Consider the following 20,118-nt stretch of genomic DNA (forward strand, 5'->3'; position numbering starts at 1 on the left):
GGTGTGACGATCCGCACCAAACACGAGTACGAGAACGCCTTGCAGGCGTTGGGGATCTGCGTATCAGCACGCATCCCGGCGTTGCTGTGGGGCAATCCGGGGGAAGGTAAGACCGCGGCCGTCGAGTCTGCCTCTGGACATGGGTGGCACATCGAGACGGTGATCATCACGCACAGCGAACCCTCGGATTTCGCCGGGCTGCCCGTCATCAGCGACGGATCCGTCAGCCTGGCGCCACCGGCGTGGGCGACGCGCCTGGCCGACCACGATGGCCCCTCGATCGCGTTCTTCGATGAGTTCAGCACAGCCTCGCCCTCGTTGCAGGCGGCGGCGCTGCGGCCGCTGACGCACTACGAAGTCGGTTCGCTCCAACTCCCCCGGACCGTGTCGTTCGTCGCCGCCGCCAACCCGGCCGATGTCGCCGCGGCGTGCTGGGAGCTTGCGGCGCCGACGGCGAGCCGGTTCGTCCACCTCGACTGGGCGATGCCCTACGAGGTCTATTCCGAAGGACTGGTCACCGGCAGTTGGCCCACCATGCCGGTCTTCACCGAGCCGGACAACTATCAGCGAATGCTGGCCGATGAAGTCGTCCTGGTCTCGGGGTTCCTGCGCGCTCGTGAGTCCCAGCTCAGCGTGATCCCGAAGAACACCGAGGAACGGGGACGTGCTTTCCCGACCCCGCGCACCTGGGACTACGCCGCGCGACTCTCCGCGTTCGCACAGGCAGTGGACGCCGGCGCCGACGTGCGGCGCCTGCTCATCGCGGGTTGCATCGGGGGCGCTGTCGCCCACGAGTACCTGACCTGGGCCGCCAACCAGGACCTCCCGGACCCGGAAGTCCTCCTGGGGGACCCCGCCGCGATCAGCTTCGCCGGGATGCGCGCCGACCGTGTCTTCGTGACGCTGCAAGCCGTGCTGGGCGCATTCTCGCGACGACCGACGGCCGCTCGCTGGCAGAACGCCGTCGAGGTGTGTGCGCGCGCGGCCAGCGAGGCCGGTGTCGATCCCGCCGTTCCCGTGGTGCGTTCGCTGATGCGACCCGGGACCCGGCCCAAAGGGGCGGCGGTGCCGTCGTCAATCAAAGTGTTCGCCCCGGCCCTGGCGCTGGCCGGCCTTTTGCCGAAGGCTCCGTGAGGTGGACCACCACAAGTTGGCTGCCGCCAAGCTGTGGCTGATCAGCCCTCCGCCCCCCTCCGCGGGTGCGGGGCATACCAGTCCGAGGGACCTCCCGTACCTGTCCCACGCGCTGTACGCCTTGATCCCGGTCGTCGACGACGAGGTGGAGAAGCTGACGTGCGACGAGTGGTGGCGGATCTACATCAACGAGGCATGGTTCGAGACGGCGACGGTGCCCGAGATCGGCGCCGAGCTGGCGCACGTGACGTGGCACCTGCTGGCCGATCATGCCGACCGGGCGCGGGATCAGGATGTCGACCGCAGCACCGCCGCAGCCTGGGAGAAGGCCGCCGACGTGACCGTGTCCCACACCCTCACGCCGGACGGATTGAGGCCACCGACGTTACCGAGCGCCACCGCGTTGAACCTGCCAGAGGGACGTACTGCGGAAGAATACTTCGCTCTGCTCTCCCGGCTGCCCACCGCGCCACCCGACGGCGACGGGCGCGGCGACACGTTGGAGCCGACCGACGGATGCGGCAGCGGCGCGGACGGGCTACCACGGAGCAACGAGTACGGGCCAGGCAGCGACATCGGTGCCATGTCCAAATTTGAGGCAACCGAGATTCGCCGCCGGGTCGCCGTCGAGTATGACGCTCACGCCCGAGGCAGAGGCAGCACTCCGGGTGATGTGATGCGGTGGGTCAAGCGGACATTGAAACCCGAGGTGCCGTGGGAGCCCCTGCTGAGCGGGGCGGTGCGCCGTGCTGTGGGGTGGGCCGCAGGTCGCGGCGACTACACGTACACCAAGCCCTCGCGCCGGTCCTCGTCCCTTCCCGGCGTAGTGCTGCCGGGCCAGCATCGGCCGGTGCCGCGGGTATCGATCATCATCGACACCTCCCGCAGCGTCGACGACAACCTGCTGGCCCGCGCGCTCGGCGAGGTCGACGGCGCACTGAGGGCGCTGGGGGTATCCGGCGCCCAAATGACCGTCTATTCGGTCGACGCCGCCGTACACACCGCAGAGAAAGTCCGCCGCGCCCGCGACGCCAAGCTCGTCGGCGCTGGAGGGACGGACATGCGCCTCGGCTTCCGCGGCGTCGAGGCCGAACGGCCACGACCCGACATCGTGATCTGCTTCACCGACGGAGACACGCCATGGCCCAGTTCCCCGCCTCCCGGAGCCGCTGTCATCGCGGCCATCCTCGGCCGCCGCGGTTTTGCCCTGCCACCCAGCCCGACATGGGCGACCCGAGTCGAATGTCTGGTGAACGATCATTGGGCGAGGTCGTGAGGCCACGAGTAGGACACCGCCGGGTCCATCGGCTTATCGTATGCGCGAGAAATTTGCGCTGGGCGTCGCACGACAGTCCTTGGCGCGGGAGGTGGTCATGACTACTGGGGAAGCGTCGCCAGCACCGGTTCGGGTGGCGATCATCGACGACCACGATGTTGTCCATGCGGGCGTGGAGGCCTGGTGCTCGCACGCCGATCCGCCGATCCACTTCGTCGGCAGTTACCTCGACCCCGACTCGTTTCTTCAGCGCCACCCAATGCCCGACATCGACGTCGATGTGGTTGTGTTCGACCTGCAGATTGACGGCAACAGGCCCGAATTCGACGCGTTGAAGGGTCTGTGCGCCGCCGGCTACCGCGTGGTGGTCTTCTCCCACCTCAGTGCCGACGAGGTCATCCTGCAGTGCCTCGACCTAGGCGCGGTCACCTACCTCGTCAAATCCGAGGGCCGGGCGCACCTGGTCGAGGCCATCCATTCCGCTTCCTCGGTCACCCCTCATGTGGGCCCGCAGATGGCGCGCGCGCTGGTCAACGACAACGACGCCAACCGGCCGAATCTCTCTGTGCGGGAGAAGGAGGTGCTGGTGGCGTGGTTCCAGACCGAGAGCAAGGATCTCGTCGGGAAGCGTCTGTACATCGCACCCAGTACCGTACGCACGCATCTGCAGCGGGCGCGCGCGAAGTACGCTGGCGTCGGGCGTTCGGCACCAACGAAATCCGCGCTCCTTGCGCGTGCAATCGAAGATGGCATCCTCGGCCTACCCGACCTGTAGTTCCCAATCGCCGGTGCGGCACCTCGCCGCCTCGCTGGGCAGGTTCGGTGGTGCCATCCCGGTACCGCGCGATGTCGGACACCACGGCGCGATCGTGTATCTGGTTGGGCTCGGCGACACGTTCCTCTTCCAGCGACGAGCGGTTCTTGACACGGACAGGGGTCACCGCAGCTTGAACCCCATCGCGAGTCCCGCCTCCTGCAGTGACCGGCTCGACACCGTGCTGAACTGCTTGACCACAAGGAGTTGCAGCAGTCGCTTTTCGTCGTCGTTGGTCTGAGATTTGTTGTGGAAGCAGGTGTAGAAGATCGACCCTTTTCCGTGCTCGGCGTACGCCATGATGGGCATGCCCGCAGCGTTGCTGCCACCGGCGGCCCGAAGCAGGACCTCGCCCCGGCACGAGCGAAGCTGGGCCCACGACCCCATGTCGAACTCGACGGTGACGTGCGATCCGAGCACGTCCCGCAGCTCGGGATCGATCACGTCGGCGCGCACCTGCCCGGTGGTACCGCCGTGGCCGGCGAAGTCGAACAGGTCCGGAAAGGCTGCCGAGATGTAGCGGTCCGCGTGGTCCGATGCGTAGACGCAGCCACCCGACTGCACAAACCCGACGAGGTCGGTCGGATCGATGTGATCGCTTGTGCCGCAATTGATGAACAGCAGCGAACAATCGAACAGCCCGGCGAAAGGCTCATGCTCAACGTTCATGGAGGTGAGGATCTCGCCGATGTTGTCGAATCCCGGCGAGGTTACATACACCTTCTGGTTGTTGAGCTTGGGCAGGTTCGGACCCGGCGGGTACTCGGTGACCCACGGGGCGTCGAACGAACGCTTCCGCCACTTGCTGGTCACTGGTGCGGTCTTACTTGTCCCGCTGATCCGTTGTCGCTATTGGCGACTCACCGGAACTCTCGAGCATGCCCACGTGTTATGCACTCTCTTCTAGATATCGGGTCTTCTGCATGCTGGCACGGCGTGCCGGTGGTGTCTATCGCCCGTTCGGCCTACTGACAGCTTCAGTTACGGATGCGACAGTGTCCGCGGGCGGCTCCGCGAACGCGCGGCCCTGCGCGCGCCACGAGCGCTCCATACGTGGTCGTCAACCGACCCTGTCTGGGTTCGCGTCAGAATGGAGTTGAATTTTCGTGTCCGGTGACGTTTACGGGATCGATCTGGGCGCCGCTTATTCCAGGCGTCACCGAGATTTCTTCTCGGCGGCTCGGTGAAATCGAAGATGGCACATGTCCTCTCGCGGGGCATCGGTGTGCTATTCATGCGGGACGACGGCGCAGGGAATGTCATCGAGTACATCCGGTTCCTGGCCCACGCCAATGACCCTCTTCCGCTGATCGCCAGAGAATTGGAGGTCGCCACGGCGTCTCGTGACCAGACCGGCGTGCGGGTGCGCATCTACGAGCAAGGTGGTGAGACCGAGTCGGAGAAGGTCAGCGACAATTTGCTCTTGGCCGATCTCGACATCGCCGGGCTGTCCCCTCTGCCGAGTGGTTCACCGATCGAGCTGGGACTGACCATCTCCGCGGACGGTGAGACGACCCTGACCGTCCACGAGCCGAGGTCGGGCCAAGACGCCGTGTTGCGGGCGAAGGTTTCGGTGTTGACATCCGGCGGGTCTGATGTCGGCAATGAAATCGTCGGTGGGCTTCGCACCCGCGGCTGATCATCCCGCGCGCATCCCGCGCAGCGACGCGCCGGAACCAACGCACACCCTGGCGGCGTCGGCGGCTGTCGTTCGAACGGTCGACAGACAAGTCATCCATAGTCAATTTAGAGTTGCCGAGCAAACATCAGACGCGCCGCCTCGATCGGTGACTCGAGGCCGCCTGCCGAGGCCACGCAGGCATGTAGCCGTCCGGCTATGGTGCCGGCATTGACTTGACGGAGTAGGAGCACCACCACTACATGTCCGTGAACGACGAAGTGTCCGATACTGTTCCATCGGCGATCGCAGCAGACGAGCAAGCGCACGCGACATCGACGACCGGGCCGGATTGCGCGGCTGCCCGACCGGACGAAGCGGATCAACCCGACCACGCCCCGCCCGGACCTGACGATGAGGCAAAGTCGGCAGATATTGTCCCGGGTGATGAATTGGCCGCGATGGCCGACGCTCTGGAACGGTTCCACAGCCGGGCCGAACAGTACGAGTCGATCATCCGGCGGATGCAGAGTCGTATCGAAGAACTGCAGGCTGACCAGGTCCGGGAACTGCTCAAGCCGGTGATCCTCAAACTTGCGTCGTTGCACACCGAGGCGGCGGAGGCCGAGGCTCGCGCGTCGACGCGCGAGGATGACTCGGCGCGAAAGGATTTCGACTACTTCGTCTCGGAGATCGAAGAGGTCCTGAGCCTGCTCGACATCGAGTCGATCAAGGTGTCGACGGGCGACGAGTTCGACGCGAGCAAGCACGCGGCACGTCGCCGGGTCGATACCGATGACCCGTCCCTTGACCGCCGCGTCGGGAAGATTCTTCGGCAGGGCTTCACTTTCGTTGGCGCAGAACGAGTGTTCGTCCCCGCGATGGTGAACGTGTACCGCTACGTCGCACCGGAGCCGGCCGTCGTCGCCTCCGCCGCCCCCGAAACCACGAACTAGTCACGCGGCCGCAGGCCCGAAAGAAGGAGTGAGCTGCCAATGTCCGGTGACGTATTTGGGATCGACTTGGGGACAACGTATTCCGCTGTGGCGGTGATCAACGACCTGGACCAGGCTGAGATCATCAAGAATCAGGACAGTCAAGACACCACACCGTCGGTGGTCTACTTCGATGCCGGTGTCGCGATCGTGGGGTCGGAGGCGAAGTCGTCGCTCATCGCCGATCCGGACAACGGCTGCGCGCTGATCAAGCGTCACATGGGGACGGAATTCCCGCAGGAGTTCGCCGGCCAGACCTACACCCCGGAGTCGATGTCCGGCGTGATCCTCAAAGAACTCGTGCACGCGGCCAACTTGGAACAGAGTACGGCGATCAACAAAGCCGTGATCACCGTGCCGGCGTACTTCGGGGTCAAGGAGAAGGAAGCCACCAAGCAGGCCGGTGAAATGGCCGGCCTGGACGTGATCGGCATTCTCGCCGAGCCGATCGCGGCCGCCCTGTCGCTGGGTGTGCGCGGCGAAAAGCGGGAAACCATCCTCATTTACGACCTGGGCGGCGGCACCTTCGACACGACGGTGATGATTGCGGAGCCCGGCGATGTCCGGGTGGTGGCCGTGGACGGCAACCGCCTGCTCGGCGGCGCGGACTGGGATCAGGCGTTGGCCCACCTGGTGATCGACAAGTTCCGGCAGCTGGCCGGGCTGGCCGACGACCCGGGCGAGGACCCCGAGTTCAAAGCGTCAATCATGAAAGACGTTGAGGACTGCAAGAAGTCGCTCACCCGCAAACAAGATGCCATGGTCCTGTGCAAGTTCGAGGACGCCAAAGAGAAAGTGGTCATCACGCGGGCCGAATTCGATGCGGCGACAGCACATCTGATCAAGCAGACGGTGGAGATCACCCAGCGGGTGATCGAGACCGCGAAGGAGAAGACCCCGGGACTGGTGATCGACAAGCTGCTGTTGGTGGGTGGCTCGTCACGGATGCCGATGGTGCACGACGCGCTCAAGGCCGCGGGTTTCGACCCGATCCCCACGGACTACGACCTGTCGGTGGCCAAAGGCGCAGCAATTTATGGCGAGGCCATCCTCAGCGGTTCGGTGCCGTTCGAAGCCGGTGACACCAGTGCGGCGGCCGGTGACGGTGCGGGCCAGCCGGCGACGAACACCGAGCCCAAGTATTTCCTGGGTGGTGCCGCCACCCTGAACATCAAGAACGTCCTATCGCGCGGCATCGGGGTGGAGTTCGTTCGTGAGGACGGCTCCGGGAACCTGGTCGACTACGTCGGGTTCTTGGCCCACGCCAACGACCCACTGCCGGTGGTCGATACCTTGCTGGAGGCGGGTACCGCGACTGACAACCAGACCGGAGTGCGCCTTCGGCTCTGTGAGCAGGGCGGCGAGGTCGAATCCGAGGACGTCGCCGCGAACAACCTTCTCAAGGAAGCCGAAATCAGCGGCCTGCCCCCGCTGCCGCGGGGCTCGACGATCGAATTGTTGCTCAGTGTGTCCAGCGAGGGACTTGCCACGCTGCGGGCACGCGAACCGAAATCCGGCCAGGAGCTGACTATCGAGGCGAAGATCTCGGCGTTGAAGCCTGAAGAGATCGAGGCCGGCAAGGAGCTCGTCGGCGGGCTCCAGACCCGGTCATGAGCTTCGATGCGAAAGCGTATGACACCGACGTCCTGAAGCCGTTGGGCAAGGACAAGGTGCTGCTGGCCGAGATCCAGCGCGCGGTCCGGGAACTGCAGAAGACCCCCGGCGCTGAAGCTGTTGCCGGCCTGGACCTTCCACGGCTGCTCGCCATCCCTGCCGATCACCAGGGTTTGGGGGCACACTTCACGTCGGTCGAGATGCTGCTGAACAAGCGGCAGAGCATGTCGGCTGCCCAGTTGCTCAAGAAACTGGTTACGGAGCTCAAATCTGCGGGTCTGAAGCTGGCGGAGGCGTCCTTCTGGGATCAATTCGAATCAGCCCAGTCCAAGGCGTTGGAAGCAAAAGTCACCGAGTTCGCCGACGCGGTGGCCCTGGAGCACCAGGCCCTGAAGGTCATCACCGAGCAACAACTCGAGGAGAAGGCGAAGTCGCAGGGCCTGGTCGGCGCGGTGCCGGCCAAGAAACTGGCATCGGCGGTGGAGAGCGCCGGTATCGCGGTACGCGCCGACTTCCAACTTCCCCAGGTCGCGATTCCGCGGGTCATCGGTGATGTGGCGAAGCACACCGAGTACCGCAGCATCGTGGACGTCCTGCTGTTGGGTGACGCGGCGAAGCCCACGTCGATCCGGGTCATCGACGCGCTGACCCACGACGGGGGTTCCACGATCACCGCGGCACACATCGATGCGGCCAAAAAGGCGGCCGAGAGTGGCAAAGACTCGGATGCGCTGCAGGCGGCTCAGAAAGCGTTGGGGCTCATCCGAACTGACTTCGCAGGACCGGCCAAGCTGCACGAATTGGTCCTTGCCACCTTCGTCGCCACCGCGAAGGAAATGCTGGCCCGCGGGGAGCTACTCGCCAGCGCCCTGGCCCGGCTGTCGACTGACACGGGGCTTGATCGAGTCGATGCGGCACGGTTGTTGGCGAAACTGTCGGGATCGACCAGCACCCGCGGTCTCAACGACGTCACCAATCTGCTCGCCGAAGGTGCACTCGCCGACGCCCGCCGCACCTTCGATGCGGTCGCCGACTCAGAACAATTCGGCACCGACGAAGTCCAGCGCGTCCATGATCTGCTGACGGCGGCAGAGACCCGCAAAACCACTCTGGTCGCCGAGTACGAGGCCGCGATAAAATCGCGGGACTACGGCGCCGCAGCCAAGGCCTTGAGCCAGGCCGTCAGCATCGACCAGCAGGACGCGCGCCTGCAGAACCAGCTCGACAGCCTGCCGCCGCCACCGCCGGATAACCTGGCGGTGAAACCCCTTGCGGAGGGCGGAATCTCCCTGAGCTGGAGTTCGAACGCCAGCAGCGGATGCAGCTACATCGTGGTCCGAAACACGGATGGTCACGCACCGGCGAATACCGGCGACGGCGCACAACTCGCCCGTGACCTGAATTCAGCCTCGTTCACCGACGCGAATCCACCCGTCGCGCAACGGATTCACTACTCGGTCTTCGCCGAGCGGCGCGGGGCGGCGTCGCTACCGGTATCGATCAGCTACCTCAGCCTGCCCCCGCCGACAGAGGTGTCGGCGGGGGCCACGCTGACGGAGATCACCGTGATGTGGCGGCTGGCCAAGGAAGCCGTCGGCATTCAGATCACGCGTGTCAACCCTGACGGCACCTCCACGCCGGTGAGCGTGAGCGGCGGCAACCGGGTCACCGTCAGCGGGTTGGCGACAGGCAACCGCTATCGCTTCAAACTCGAGGCGATCTATGTGCTCACCGACGGCGCCCGGATGGTGTCGCCGGCGGCCGCGATCGATGCCACCCCGCGCGGCGCCATCAAAGCGGTGCAGGACCTGCAGATCGGTGACGCGCGGCTCCAGGACGGGCGGGAAGGACACCGGGCCACCTGGTCCGAACCCGGCGGCTTTCCGGTGGAGCTGTGGTCGTTCCCCATCGACGAGCAGCTGCCTGCGGCCGGCAGCGAGATCGTCCTGGCCGACCTGGCCGCGCTCGACGGCCGGCGCGTCAGCGGCGTGCTCGACTCCACCGGCGGCCGCACCGGGCTGGGGTTCGCTTCACTCCGTGAACTACGCGTGGTCGCCGCGATCACCGTGGACGGCGAGCGCGGTCTGCTCGGCGATTCGGCGGTCGTCGGATCGGCACCGAGCGTGAAGAACCTGCGCGCCGATCGCTACGGCGACGAACTCGTGGTGTCCTGGGAATGGCCGCACGGCGACTACTCCGCGGCAGTCACCTGGACTCAAGGCGCGGCCGCGCAGTCCCGCCGGTGCACCCGGGCCGAATACAAGAACGACGGTGGCTTCCGCATCTCCGCCGCGGGCACCGTGGATCGCGTTGCGGTGGCCACCGTGGCCCACGGAAACGGCGCGGAATGGGTGGCCGGTCCGGTCGAGGTGCAGCTCGCCGCACGCCTGCCGGTCGTTCGCTACGAACTGGAGATTCCCCCGTCGCGTTTCGGACGCCGTAAACCCGCGCGTGCGGTCGTACACGCGAACGGCTACCGCGGTCAGCTCTCGTTCCTGGTGGTCGCGCGCACGAGTTCGATCATGCCCTCGCGACCCGACGATGGGGATGTGATCGACCGCCTGGACGTCACCGTCGACGGGATCAATTCAGCCGCAGTCGAATTCAATGTTCCGAAGCTGCCCAGCCCGTTCTGGATTCGGCTCTTCGCGAACGGTACCGACATCAAACTCGAAGACCCTCCGACCACTCAGCTGAAAGGCTAGGTACGAATGGCACTCTTCCAGCGGAAGGTCCCCTGCCCGTACTGCTACAACGAGATCGCCCCGAATGCGCTGGCGGTTCGTTGTTCCGGGCGTGCCGCACCCGGCAAGAGCCGGTGTACCGAAGCCCCGGACCCGGCCCGGGTTCAGTACTTCACCGACGGCACGCCGGTGCTCCCGGTGATTCTCGGACCCGACAAGAGACAGGTGTTGTCACGGTCGGAGGCCACCTGCCCAGACTGCGGTTCGGTCAGCGCCATCCGGGTGTGCCCCGACTGCCATTCCCGCATGCCCCGCAGCTTCGACGCGAATTCACCGCTCTTCGGCCTGGTCGGCGTCCGTGGGTCCGGGAAAACGGTGATGCTCGCGGTGCTACAGAAGGAGCTGTATTCGACCATCGCCCGCCGCTTCGACGCGTCCATCGATTCGCCGGGCGGCAAGACCGGGTTGGCGGGTCAACTCGAGGCGTTTCTGCGGGGTATGGAAGACAGTGCGAACGGCACGCTGCCGGCACAGACCGCACGCCACGACACCGGGATGAGCATCCCCGCGGTCTTCGAATGGCGGTTCGCCAAAAAGTCGTTGGGCGGCAAGCTCACTCGCGATGCGTCGACCTTGTTCTCATTCTTCGACTCGGCGGGTGAGGACCTCGCCACCGAGGACCGAGCCCTCGGACAGCACTATCTGGCCGCGACCAGCGGGGTGATCTTGTTGCTCGACCCGTTCGGCTTCCCCGGCAATCGCGAGCGCGCTATCCGCAGCGGCGTGGATCCGGAGAGTTTGACGACGTCCCCGGAGACGGTCCTGCGGGCATTGACCACCGTGCTGCAGACCGCGGAAAAGACCAAGAAGAACAAGAAGATCAAACAACCGGTGGCAGTCGTGGTGTCCAAGATCGACGCATTCTTCGACGACATTCCCGACGATCACCCCATGCGGCGGCCATCGTCGAAACTGCGGTACTTCGACGAGCCGGAATCGCTGACCATCCACGACCACATTGCCGCCATGATCGAGCAGTGGGGCGGGGACGGGTTGCTCCGCATGCTGGACAGCAACTTCGAGAAGTACCGATTGTTCGGGGCGTCGGCGCTCGGGGCGGAGCCGTCGTACTCGAGCCTCAAGGTGAACTCGCGGGGTGTGCTGCCCCACCGCGTCGGCGAACCGTTGCTCTGGCTGATGGCAGACCGCGGCTTCCTGCCCAAGGAAGGCTGACATGTTCGATGTCACGGTCTACACCGATGCTCGCGAAGACGAAGCCCTCGACGGCGTGGCGGGCTTCAACTTCATCGCGGCATCGCCGGGAAGCACGGCGACAGACCAGAAATTCATCGCCCAACACATGCTGCACGTGGTCAAGTCGAGCTGGCACGTCGACCACACCGATCAATTGGCGCATCCGCCCACCTGCCTCTACCGCAGGTCCGACGACCGCTACTTCCTGTCGCGCGGTAAATCGACCGGGCAGACGATCACCGCGCCGCGGCCCGGCAATCAGATCACCCAGACGATCGCAACTGCCGACTCCGACGACTTCGTTCCGTATCGCCCGGCGCAGCTGTACGCCGCCAGTCAGTGGCAGCTGTCCCGGGACACCGGCGGCAAGCAGATCGCGGCATGGCCCACTCCGTTGGAGATCGACGCGGCGTACGAGCCGGACGAACTGAAGGCCGCGCTGGTCACCGGGTCGCCGTTCGGCGCGTCGTTCCTGCCCAGGTTCTTGACGATGGTCGAGCAGGCGGTCGCCGATCCGGGCAAGAAGTTGATCATCGTGCACACCGAGCTCGATGTGGTGATGCGCTACATCGCGCTGGCCTCCCTGTTCCTGGATTCAGGCCGGGCGCTGGCCATGAGCTTCGTCGCATTCGCCGATCAGCCGCTCGCCGCAGTCGCCGACATTGTCGGTGCCACACCGGATTTCGGTTCCACACCGAGTGCAAGCTCGGCTGCTGCGGCCTACAACGTCGTTGACCTGCTGGCGGTGCAGATGTCGCCGGTCGAGGTGAGTCAGTCCGCGGCCCGGCAGGCCGAATGGTTCGACGGTGATGCACTCGATGCGCTGGCGGCCATTGACGTGGCCCGGCGATGGGAAGCCGCACTGGGTGCCGATGTGGCCACCGACGCCGCCGGGATCGTGAGCTTCACCGATGGTTCGGTCGCGGCCCCGCGCGAGCGGGCGGCCGCGCTGCGGGCCGTCCGCGGGCTGGTCGCCGGCGGGTTGGGCGACGACCTCGCCATGTACACCGACGAATTGCTGGACGCGATCGTCACCAACCCGCCGACGGGGGCGGAGGACATCGTGCTGGCCGCTGCCGCCATCGACGCAGCCCACCAGGCCGGCATGGACGAGGTGGGCACCGGAATTCTGTTGCCCACCTTGGAGGTCCTTGCGTCACGGTCAGATCTGATCCCGGCGTGGAGCGACGCGACCGCCGGGTGGCCGACCGGGTCGGCACCGATCGGATGGGACTCGGCGGACAGTCGAGTCCACGCACTGCGGGCGCAGTCGGAGATCGTCAACCACACCGGCGCCGAGCATCTGGTCGACGTCCTGATCGCCGGCAAGATCGCCGGCCTGCTCCCGGACGCCAGAACCCTTGCGCCGGCACTTGATCGGCTCAGCACGCACTGGTGCCAGCATCCGGAGCTGTCCAGCCGGAAGTCCGATCTGCCGTACCAGCCGGATCTGGGGCAGCGCTTGACGGCTCGTGTCGTCTCCGCGCTGGAACGCCACGACAAACCGGTGGTCGACGCGTTCGCCGCGGGAGCGTGGGGCTGGCTGAGCGGGCCCGGTTCGGCGTTGGCGCCATGGCAGTCCGCGGTCCGGACCGGGGCGTTGGATATCGATCGCCGCGCCGACGCCGTCACCGCGGCCGGCGCGCAGCTGCCGGAGCAGAGTTGGCCGTTGGTCCTGGCCGGGTGTGCGTTACCGGCCGCGGCCGCGGTGGTGGCCGCGTGGGTCGAATCGCATCCCGAACTTCCCACCGATCTCAGCGCATGGATCTTCCAGGGGCTCAACGCATCACCGCAACGGTTCGAGGACGGTAAAGCCCGCCGGCGCGTGCTCTCGACGATGCTGCGGGTGCGGGCCATGACCAGGGACCCGGGTCTGGCGCGTCTACTCGGTGACGCGGATCAACTCGGGAGCCTGTACCAGGAGGCGAAGAAAACGGCGAAAAACCCGCAGAATCCGGCACTTCATTCCTTCGCCACCCGGGTGTCCCCCTACATCGGCTACTTCTGTCCGGAGGCCGGGACGCTCCTGGTGACGGCGCGGGACCAACGCGGGATCGAGCGCCTGGAACGCGCGGTGGGTGACTGGGCGGCGCCGTGCATCGACGCGGCATTCGCCGCCATCGCCCGGCAGGCCGGCGATGTCGTGGCGGTGGAGTCGGCCTTGAACCTGTACGAGTCCGGCACGGAACTGCAGACCGACGCGGCGACCGAATTTCTGTTGGGGCTCATGGACTCTCGCTCGGGTCGCCACCGGCTCGACGAGGTCCGAGACGATATTGCGCGGAGCTGGGTACCGGTGCTCGACAAGTTGATGGAGGAGTCCAAGAAGGGACGCCTCTCACGGAACATGATGCGGGGCGGCAAGCGCCTCTTCAGTAAGGAACGGTGAACAATGGATGAGCTGGGCGGTTTCCTCGTCTACGCGTTGTTTGTGATCAGCGCGGTCGTCTTCGCTGTGTGGGTGGTGGTGGCCATCGTCATGCGGGTGCTGGCGGTGCTCGTGATGTACTGGGCGGGCACGTTCGCTCTCGGTCTGCTGGTCGGCGTGCTCGGCGGACTGGCCATTCCGATCCGGGTGCTGCGTGGACATGCCAAGGTGTCGCCGGTCATCGCCACACCTGCCTCCGTCGTGGCGAACAAGGTGATGGCCACGAAAGCCCGTGGTGCCGCGAAGAACTTCGGCTGGGATCACGCCTGGCCGGTGTACAACCCCTATCAGGCCAAGAACGATGCGCGTGCCGTGGTCGAGGAAACGCGCCTGATCGTCCGTTCGACCTGGAAGTCGGTCTCTCCGAGCAACTGGAAGAGACCGGGGTCGGCTGCGGCGGCGGGCGCCAAAGGCACCAAGAGCGGCCTGACCGGGCGGGCGCGGCGAGCCCTGACCAACCTGCCCGGCATCGCGTGGTTGGCCTTTGCCGCGGTTCCGGTGGCCGGCGCCTTCGTCGGCGTGTGGATCTCGATCGTGTTCTGGCTGGCGGCCATGGCCATCTTCGGTGGTGCGGTCTATCTCGGCCAGCAAGCGTGGGTGGTCGGTTATCGGTGGTTCGATCAGTTGAGCCGGAAGAAGGACCGCGCCTCGCTGAAGTGCAAGAAGTGCTACCGCGAGACCACGATGCCGAGCTACCTCTGCCCCAACCCGAGCTGCGGCGTAATCCACCGGGATATCTCCCCCGGCCCGTTGGGACTGAGGCATCGGCGGTGCGAATGCGGTACCGGCTTCCCGACCACGGTCAGCGCCGCGGCCACGAAACTGCAAGCGGTCTGCCCGTTCTGCGGTGAGGCTGTCGCCGAGGGATCGGCGACCCGGCGCACGATTCAGCTGCCGACGATCGGCGCCGTCTCGGCCGGCAAGACCCGGTTCCTGGCCGCGGCCGCGACTACGCTCAACGGTGAGCTCGCCCGCCAGGGCGGCTCACTCACCCCGCTGACCGCCGCGGCCGGCGAATTTCTGCAAACGGCTCAGGCGCTGATGAATTCGGGGCAGGCTCCCATGAAGACCGCGGAGAACGACAATCCGGAGGCGCTGCCGTACAAACTGGAAGTCGGGCCCCGCCGGCTTGAGTTGCATTTCATCGACGCGGCCGGTGAGTCGTTCACGAGCATGGACAGCACCCAGAGCCTGGGCTATATCGACACCGCCGACGTACTGCTGCTGGTGCTCGATCCGCTGGGGCTGCCCGGCATCTATGACGAGGCGGTGCGGGCCGGTCTGCCGCAGCGGCTCGGTATCGCCACTGCCGACCAAGAGGACGCGTACGCCAGTGCCATCGACCGCCTACGGGCCGAGAACGTGAAACTCAAGCAGCGCCACCTGGGTGTGGTGATAACCAAACTCGATGTGCTGCAGAGTCTCCCGTCCGGTTCCGGGATGACTCCGGGCAGTTCGCTCGGCATCCGGCAGTGGCTGATCAGCGTCGGGCAGGATGGATTGGTGCGGCGTCTCGAAGATGATTTCGAGGACAACATCGCCTACTTCGGGGTGGATCTCCTGCGCCCGTGCACTATCGACGATCCGATGCATCCCATCCATGTCTGCCAGTGGGTACTCGACACCTCGAACACCAAGATCATGATCAGCCCGTCGCTGGCCGCGACGGCAGCTGCGGAACCAGCGTAAGGCGGCACGATGAAAGACGGAATTCCCGCTATCTACTGGACCTTTCGCTACGCGTGGAGCGTCGCGCACTTGGTCATGGTGGCGCTTCTGGGCATCACCTTGGCCGCGTGGCTGTTGGAGGACGACCGTGGCGTCGAGCTGTTCAATTATGGCTACTACTGGGTGCAAAACCTGAGCAATCAGCTCGCTTCGCTGGTGCCGTTCCCGTGGAGCTGACATCGTCATGACCGCGCACACGATCGGGATCGACCTCGGCACCACCTATTCGTGCGTGTTCAGTTGCGCGCGAGGCGATGAGACGCTGATCCGGGCTGCGGACGGGGCAGACCTCACGCCGTCGGTCGTCTACTTCGGCGATGACGGTTCGGTACAGGTCGGCGCCGACGCCAAGGCGCACCTGCGAGATGACCCGGACAACGTGGTGGTCGGTATCAAGCGGCAGATGGGCCGGGAGTTCCCTCTGCAGTTCGCCGGCCAGACACTGACACCCGAAGCTATTTCGGCACTGATCCTCAAACGTCTCGCCAAGGACGCTGCGGAAGCGTTGCGCTGCAGCCTGTCTGACCTCGAGGCCGTGATCACCGTGCCTGCGTACTTCGGGGTCGCCGAAAAAGAGGCCACGCACGCCGCCGCCAGGATCGCGGGGCTGGTCTGTCTGCAGTTGTTGGCCGAGCCGGTGGCGGCCGGATATGCCTATGGCGCGCACAAAGATTCGGCAACCACGTCGCTGGTGTTCGATCTTGGCGGGGGAACGTTCGACGTCGCGGTGGTCGGCATCGACCGTGGCACCCCGCGCGTCTGGGCAGTGGACGGCGAAACACGACTGGGTGGTCTGGACTGGGACGCCCGGCTCACCGACATCCTCTGGGAGCAGATCGAACAACAGGTCGGTGACACCGATGACCTGCGCGACGACGAGGAATTCGCCGGCGAGTTGAGCGCTGCCGCCGAGCAGATCAAAAGGCAACTGAGTCAGTCGGTGTCGGCGCCCAAGACGATCAGGAACGGCCGCCACAAATTCGCTCTGTCGGTGTCCCGGGACGCGTTCGAGGAAGCGACCCGCGACCTGGTTCTGCAATGCGGTCAGAGTGTCGACCGGGTGACGTCGGCCGCCCGCGCACTCGGCGCACCGAAGATCGGCCGGGTGCTGCTAGTTGGCGGATCGACCCGGATGCCGATGATCCGGGACTACCTGGCGTCGGTGCTACACGTCCCGGTGGAGATCAACGACCCCGACAAGGCCGTCGCCCGCGGCGCCGCGGTGCTTGCCGAACAGCTCGGTCAGCCGGCGCTGATCAATCGGCCGTCCGAGGTGGCCAGGATCACCCCGGTGCTCCCGAGATCGCTTGGGCTGTACACCCATTCGAGTCACGAGCCCTGGCGGCCCGACCCGTACATTCGACCGGCCCTGTCGGCCAACACGCCACTGCCCATCGTGAACCACGAGGTGTCGGTAGGCACCATCCTGAACAATCAGGAACGGGCCCGCATCCGCCTGTATGAGCAGGGCGGCGCGGTCGTCTCTGAACGCCCGCAGGACAACCGGCTGATTTTCGACGGCGAGGTGTCAGAAATCCCTGCGGCACAAGGCGGTAGCGAAATCAAGTTGCTCATCTCGGTGGGGATCGACGGCCGCATCTCGGTCGCCGCACGCTGCCGTAAGAACAAGCCACTGCCGATGGAGTGCTTCATCGAAGGCGTCCTCGATGACGATGAGGTCGTCCGCCAAACCCAGACCGTAGCCAAGCTGATGCTGGCCGATTAGGAATAAGGGACGCGCCATGGCCGGCTGGACCAAGAAGAAATTTGATGCCGATCCGGTAACCGAATACCTGCCGGGCCCCAACCTGGACCGATTGCGGGCGGGCTTCATGGGAGCGGTGATTCTTGCGCTCGACGTGAGCGGGTCGATGTACGGTGCCCGCCTGGAACAAGCGCAGAAAGGCTGCCAGCGGTTCATCGATGAGGCCGTGGCCGACAACTACTCGGTAGGTGTGATTTTGTGGCACCACGGCATCGGCGCATTCACCGCGCCCGACGCGTCGCCCACGAAGGCCCGCACCATGATCGACTCGGCGACCGCCGACGGCGGCAACGACATCGTTCCGTGTCTCCAGGACGCGCACGCAGCGCTCATGAAAACACCTGCCGGCGATCGCGTGGTCGCGATCTTCGGTGATGGCGATCTCGGCGATCCGAAGTCTGCCGTCGACGCGGCGGCGCTGCTGAAAGCTGATGGCATTCGGATCATTACCTGTGGTTTGGGCGACCAGAGCGCCGCCCAGCTCGACGTGATCTCCACCGAAAAATCCGAATCTCCGCGCGCGGCCACCTCGGACACCATCGCCGAATCGATCGCGTCGATGGCCCGGGGTCTGGTTCGCCGACCTTCATGAGCGGCTGACCGGTCATGCAAGAGGCGACCGGACTCGTCGCTGTTCTCGGCGTGCTGATGATGGCCTACTACTTCATCCTCGGCAGCCGCGTCGGCGTCGGGCGGGTGCTCGACGGTAGAGGTGGATGGGTCAGCAACACCACCTTCGGCGGGACGGTTGGTGCCTTCCTGGAGGGCATCGTCGTCGTGTTGGCATGCGCAGAGATCGCCGCTGCCGGAGGCGGCGACGGGCGTTCGTTCACCGCGGGCGCGTTCCTGGGTGGCGTTGCGGTGCTGGGTCTGCGAATACGTCGGTGGTGGCCAGGAAGGCTTGGCTATGAGCTTTTCTACAGTGTTCTCGGTCTCGTGGCCGCGATCCCAGCGATCGTCCGGTTGGTCGGAGCTGCGGGCTGTGATGCCGGGACCGCGCAGACGGTGCGGGTTGTCGGCGCCGTGATGATGGCCGCGACCTGGGCGGCAATGCTGACGCTCGGTCTACTGGTCAAGACAATGTCCGGATTTCGTTCCGCGCCAACAGGGTTGGCGGCATTCGGTGCCGTCGACGTCATCATCTACCTGTCGGGACCGCTGGGCGATGGGGCGTCCGCGGCGGGTGCCGTCGTGCTGTTGGCCGCGGCAGCCGCAATCGGTGCCGCTGCCGCGTTTTCTTCTGGCATCGTCATGATGGCGTGCGGCCTGTTTCTTGGTTTTGCGCAACTCTTGACAGTGACGACCGGGCACGGTGCTGAATGCGGTCAGCTGATGTCCACCACACCCATGGCCATGCTCGTCGGATACGCCGTCGTGTTCTGGCTTGGCGCGCAGCTTGTTTCGAGGAGGAAGCTCCGCCGCATACGCGTCTTCGGATCGAAATAACGTGGCGACGGGTCATTGCCGTGGACGGGCTGCGCCGACCGCCGCCGTCATCGCCTGCTGTTGCTCAGTGTCGAACCACGGGATCGCTCGTGATTGTCGACATCATCCTGTCGCTGATTGTGGACACAGTGCGCTCCGTCATGTCCTCCACGAAGCACATGATTCCAGCGTTTCGCGCGACACTCACACAACCTGACCCAGACGCACAATTTGCTAACGACGGATCTGCGCGTCGTGCCCGCAACGCCAGACCGTCCGGCTGCATGAATGGATGACACAGTAAAGGCCGAAGAAACCGGGTATCTGTATGAACATGGGATGGCATCCCATGAGTGGGTTGAATATGTGATCGTGTTGTAGCTTCTGCATTTCCAGCGCGAGCCGTTGGCGGTCCGTACCGAACTGCTTCTGCAAAGCCTTGATCTGCGGCTGGAGTTATTGCATCTGTCGTGTCGTGCGCGCCGATCCCACCACCGCGCGAACAGGGTCGACCCGATGTTGAACACCAACAGTACGACCGAAAAGCGCACACGAGAAGCCACACGATCGGCGCAAAAATCCAGCTGAAACTCGTGTGCCAGATCCACAGGATTCCCAGAAACGGAGTAGTAGATGAAATCGAGACTGACCCAGTTGTAGGTGACCGGAGCTGCCTGATGGTCGTCACCTCGCGTTCTTCGTCTTAACTCCGACACGTGTCGTGCCGCAATCCGTATTAGCTGACCTCTCTCCTCTCCCCATAAGCGCTCGATATATCAACCGTTCGACCGACATACTTCGCGATATTGAGTTTGCTACGTTTCACCAGTGGCCACTGATTCGACCATGGCCGGAATCGGGACCCTCCGACCCAGACATCGTCATGAGGTCCCAGTCCGATTGACCAACGAACAGAACGGAATTCTCAAGGTGAAGATCAAGGATGTCGCTGCCGGAGCATTGGTGTCGTTGACGGCTATGTCATTCCTGCTCGCGGGGTGTTCAAAGCACCAGAGTTCATCGTCGAGCTCGAATTCGGGCAGCTCTTCGTCAAGCGGGTCGAGTGCCAGCGGGACAGGTGGCGATATGACGTGCAAGGCTTTCCTTGCGCAGGACAAGGCGGGAAAGAACGCCACCATCGAGGCATTCCTTTCCTCCCGCGGCCAAAGCACTTCCAAGTCGAATATCACGGCGACTCGGCTCTCCGCTGAAGCCTTCTGTCACACAACAGGCAAGGACAAGTACGTGAAGAACGTCGAGACCGGATAGGCCGAGGCGCTTCTGTAACACTGTGCATTTTTGGTGCAAATACGTTTCGTGATGGTCGAATTCGCACATCAAGGGTGTGCTGAATTACGGCTTTCGAACCTAGGTCGGAAGCCG

The 20,118-nt window shown here is 64.9% G+C and carries 17 protein-coding genes; 15 read left to right on the forward strand and 2 right to left on the reverse strand.

The annotated features are described in order from the left end of the window. Positions 1 to 3: 3 nt before the first annotated feature. From ACX12F_RS28155 to ACX12F_RS28165, 3 genes are all read left to right on the forward strand, one after another. On the forward strand, positions 4 to 1,134 hold the full coding sequence (locus tag ACX12F_RS28155; RefSeq protein WP_459367508.1) for an AAA family ATPase: 1,131 nt from the start codon (positions 4 to 6) through the stop codon (positions 1,132 to 1,134). 1 nt (position 1,135) lies between these two features. Next, entirely contained in the window at positions 1,136 to 2,410 is a 1,275-nt protein-coding gene (locus tag ACX12F_RS28160) for a vWA domain-containing protein (RefSeq protein WP_459367509.1), read from the forward strand. A gap of 97 nt (positions 2,411 to 2,507) precedes the next feature. Next, positions 2,508 to 3,185, forward strand: coding sequence for a response regulator (locus ACX12F_RS28165; RefSeq protein WP_459367510.1), 678 nt, complete (start codon positions 2,508 to 2,510; stop codon positions 3,183 to 3,185). A 162-nt stretch (positions 3,186 to 3,347) separates the two neighbouring features. Here the strand turns inward: ACX12F_RS28165 and ACX12F_RS28170 are convergent, their stop codons facing one another. Beyond that, complete coding sequence (locus ACX12F_RS28170) at positions 3,348 to 4,037, reverse strand: hypothetical protein (RefSeq protein ID WP_459367511.1); 690 nt, start codon at positions 4,035 to 4,037, stop codon at positions 3,348 to 3,350. 382 nt (positions 4,038 to 4,419) lie between these two features. Here ACX12F_RS28170 and ACX12F_RS28175 point away from each other — a divergent pair, with 382 nt between their 5' ends. From ACX12F_RS28175 to ACX12F_RS28225, 11 genes are all read left to right on the forward strand, one after another. Next, positions 4,420 to 4,863: a hypothetical protein gene (locus tag ACX12F_RS28175; protein WP_459367512.1), complete on the forward strand. Its 444-nt coding sequence runs from the start codon at positions 4,420 to 4,422 to the stop codon at positions 4,861 to 4,863. A gap of 242 nt (positions 4,864 to 5,105) precedes the next feature. Continuing rightward, complete coding sequence (gene grpE / locus ACX12F_RS28180) at positions 5,106 to 5,798, forward strand: nucleotide exchange factor GrpE (RefSeq protein ID WP_459367513.1); 693 nt, start codon at positions 5,106 to 5,108, stop codon at positions 5,796 to 5,798. A 39-nt stretch (positions 5,799 to 5,837) separates the two neighbouring features. Next, the gene (locus tag ACX12F_RS28185; RefSeq protein WP_459367514.1) at positions 5,838 to 7,451 is read left to right on the forward strand and encodes an Hsp70 family protein; all 1,614 of its coding nucleotides are present in this window, start codon (positions 5,838 to 5,840) and stop codon (positions 7,449 to 7,451) included. Continuing rightward, positions 7,448 to 10,156 carry a fibronectin type III domain-containing protein gene (locus ACX12F_RS28190; RefSeq protein ID WP_459367515.1) on the forward strand — a complete coding sequence of 903 codons (2,709 nt, stop codon included), beginning with the start codon at positions 7,448 to 7,450 and terminating at the stop codon, positions 10,154 to 10,156. The genes ACX12F_RS28185 and ACX12F_RS28190 overlap by 4 nt, the downstream gene beginning before the upstream one ends. A 6-nt stretch (positions 10,157 to 10,162) precedes the next feature. Then, the gene (locus ACX12F_RS28195) at positions 10,163 to 11,368 is read left to right on the forward strand and encodes a hypothetical protein (RefSeq protein WP_459367516.1); all 1,206 of its coding nucleotides are present in this window, start codon (positions 10,163 to 10,165) and stop codon (positions 11,366 to 11,368) included. A gap of 1 nt (position 11,369) precedes the next feature. After that, complete coding sequence (locus tag ACX12F_RS28200) at positions 11,370 to 13,778, forward strand: GAP1-N2 domain-containing protein (RefSeq protein ID WP_459367517.1); 2,409 nt, start codon at positions 11,370 to 11,372, stop codon at positions 13,776 to 13,778. A gap of 3 nt (positions 13,779 to 13,781) precedes the next feature. After that, complete coding sequence (locus ACX12F_RS28205) at positions 13,782 to 15,506, forward strand: TRAFAC clade GTPase domain-containing protein (protein ID WP_459367518.1); 1,725 nt, start codon at positions 13,782 to 13,784, stop codon at positions 15,504 to 15,506. Positions 15,507 to 15,515: 9 nt separating this feature from the next. Then, entirely contained in the window at positions 15,516 to 15,722 is a 207-nt protein-coding gene (locus ACX12F_RS28210; RefSeq protein ID WP_459367519.1) for a hypothetical protein, read from the forward strand. A gap of 7 nt (positions 15,723 to 15,729) precedes the next feature. After that, a complete protein-coding gene (locus tag ACX12F_RS28215) occupies positions 15,730 to 17,271 on the forward strand; it encodes an Hsp70 family protein (protein ID WP_459367520.1) in 1,542 nt (513 codons plus the stop codon). 16 nt (positions 17,272 to 17,287) lie between these two features. After that, positions 17,288 to 17,902, forward strand: a complete 615-nt coding sequence (locus tag ACX12F_RS28220; RefSeq protein WP_459367521.1) for a VWA domain-containing protein — start codon at positions 17,288 to 17,290, stop codon at positions 17,900 to 17,902. 14 nt (positions 17,903 to 17,916) lie between these two features. Then, on the forward strand, positions 17,917 to 18,756 hold the full coding sequence (locus ACX12F_RS28225) for a hypothetical protein (protein ID WP_459367522.1): 840 nt from the start codon (positions 17,917 to 17,919) through the stop codon (positions 18,754 to 18,756). A gap of 213 nt (positions 18,757 to 18,969) precedes the next feature. Here ACX12F_RS28225 and ACX12F_RS28230 read toward each other — a convergent pair whose 3' ends face one another. After that, positions 18,970 to 19,170: a YidC/Oxa1 family membrane protein insertase gene (locus tag ACX12F_RS28230; RefSeq protein WP_459367523.1), complete on the reverse strand. Its 201-nt coding sequence runs from the start codon at positions 19,168 to 19,170 to the stop codon at positions 18,970 to 18,972. Between the two features lie 465 nt (positions 19,171 to 19,635). On the opposite strand from ACX12F_RS28230, the gene ACX12F_RS28235 reads away from it, so the two are divergent. After that, positions 19,636 to 20,004, forward strand: coding sequence for a hypothetical protein (locus ACX12F_RS28235; RefSeq protein ID WP_459367524.1), 369 nt, complete (start codon positions 19,636 to 19,638; stop codon positions 20,002 to 20,004). The last annotated feature ends 114 nt before the right edge of the window (positions 20,005 to 20,118 follow it).

Source organism: Mycolicibacterium sp. HS_4_1 (genome assembly GCF_054515875.1).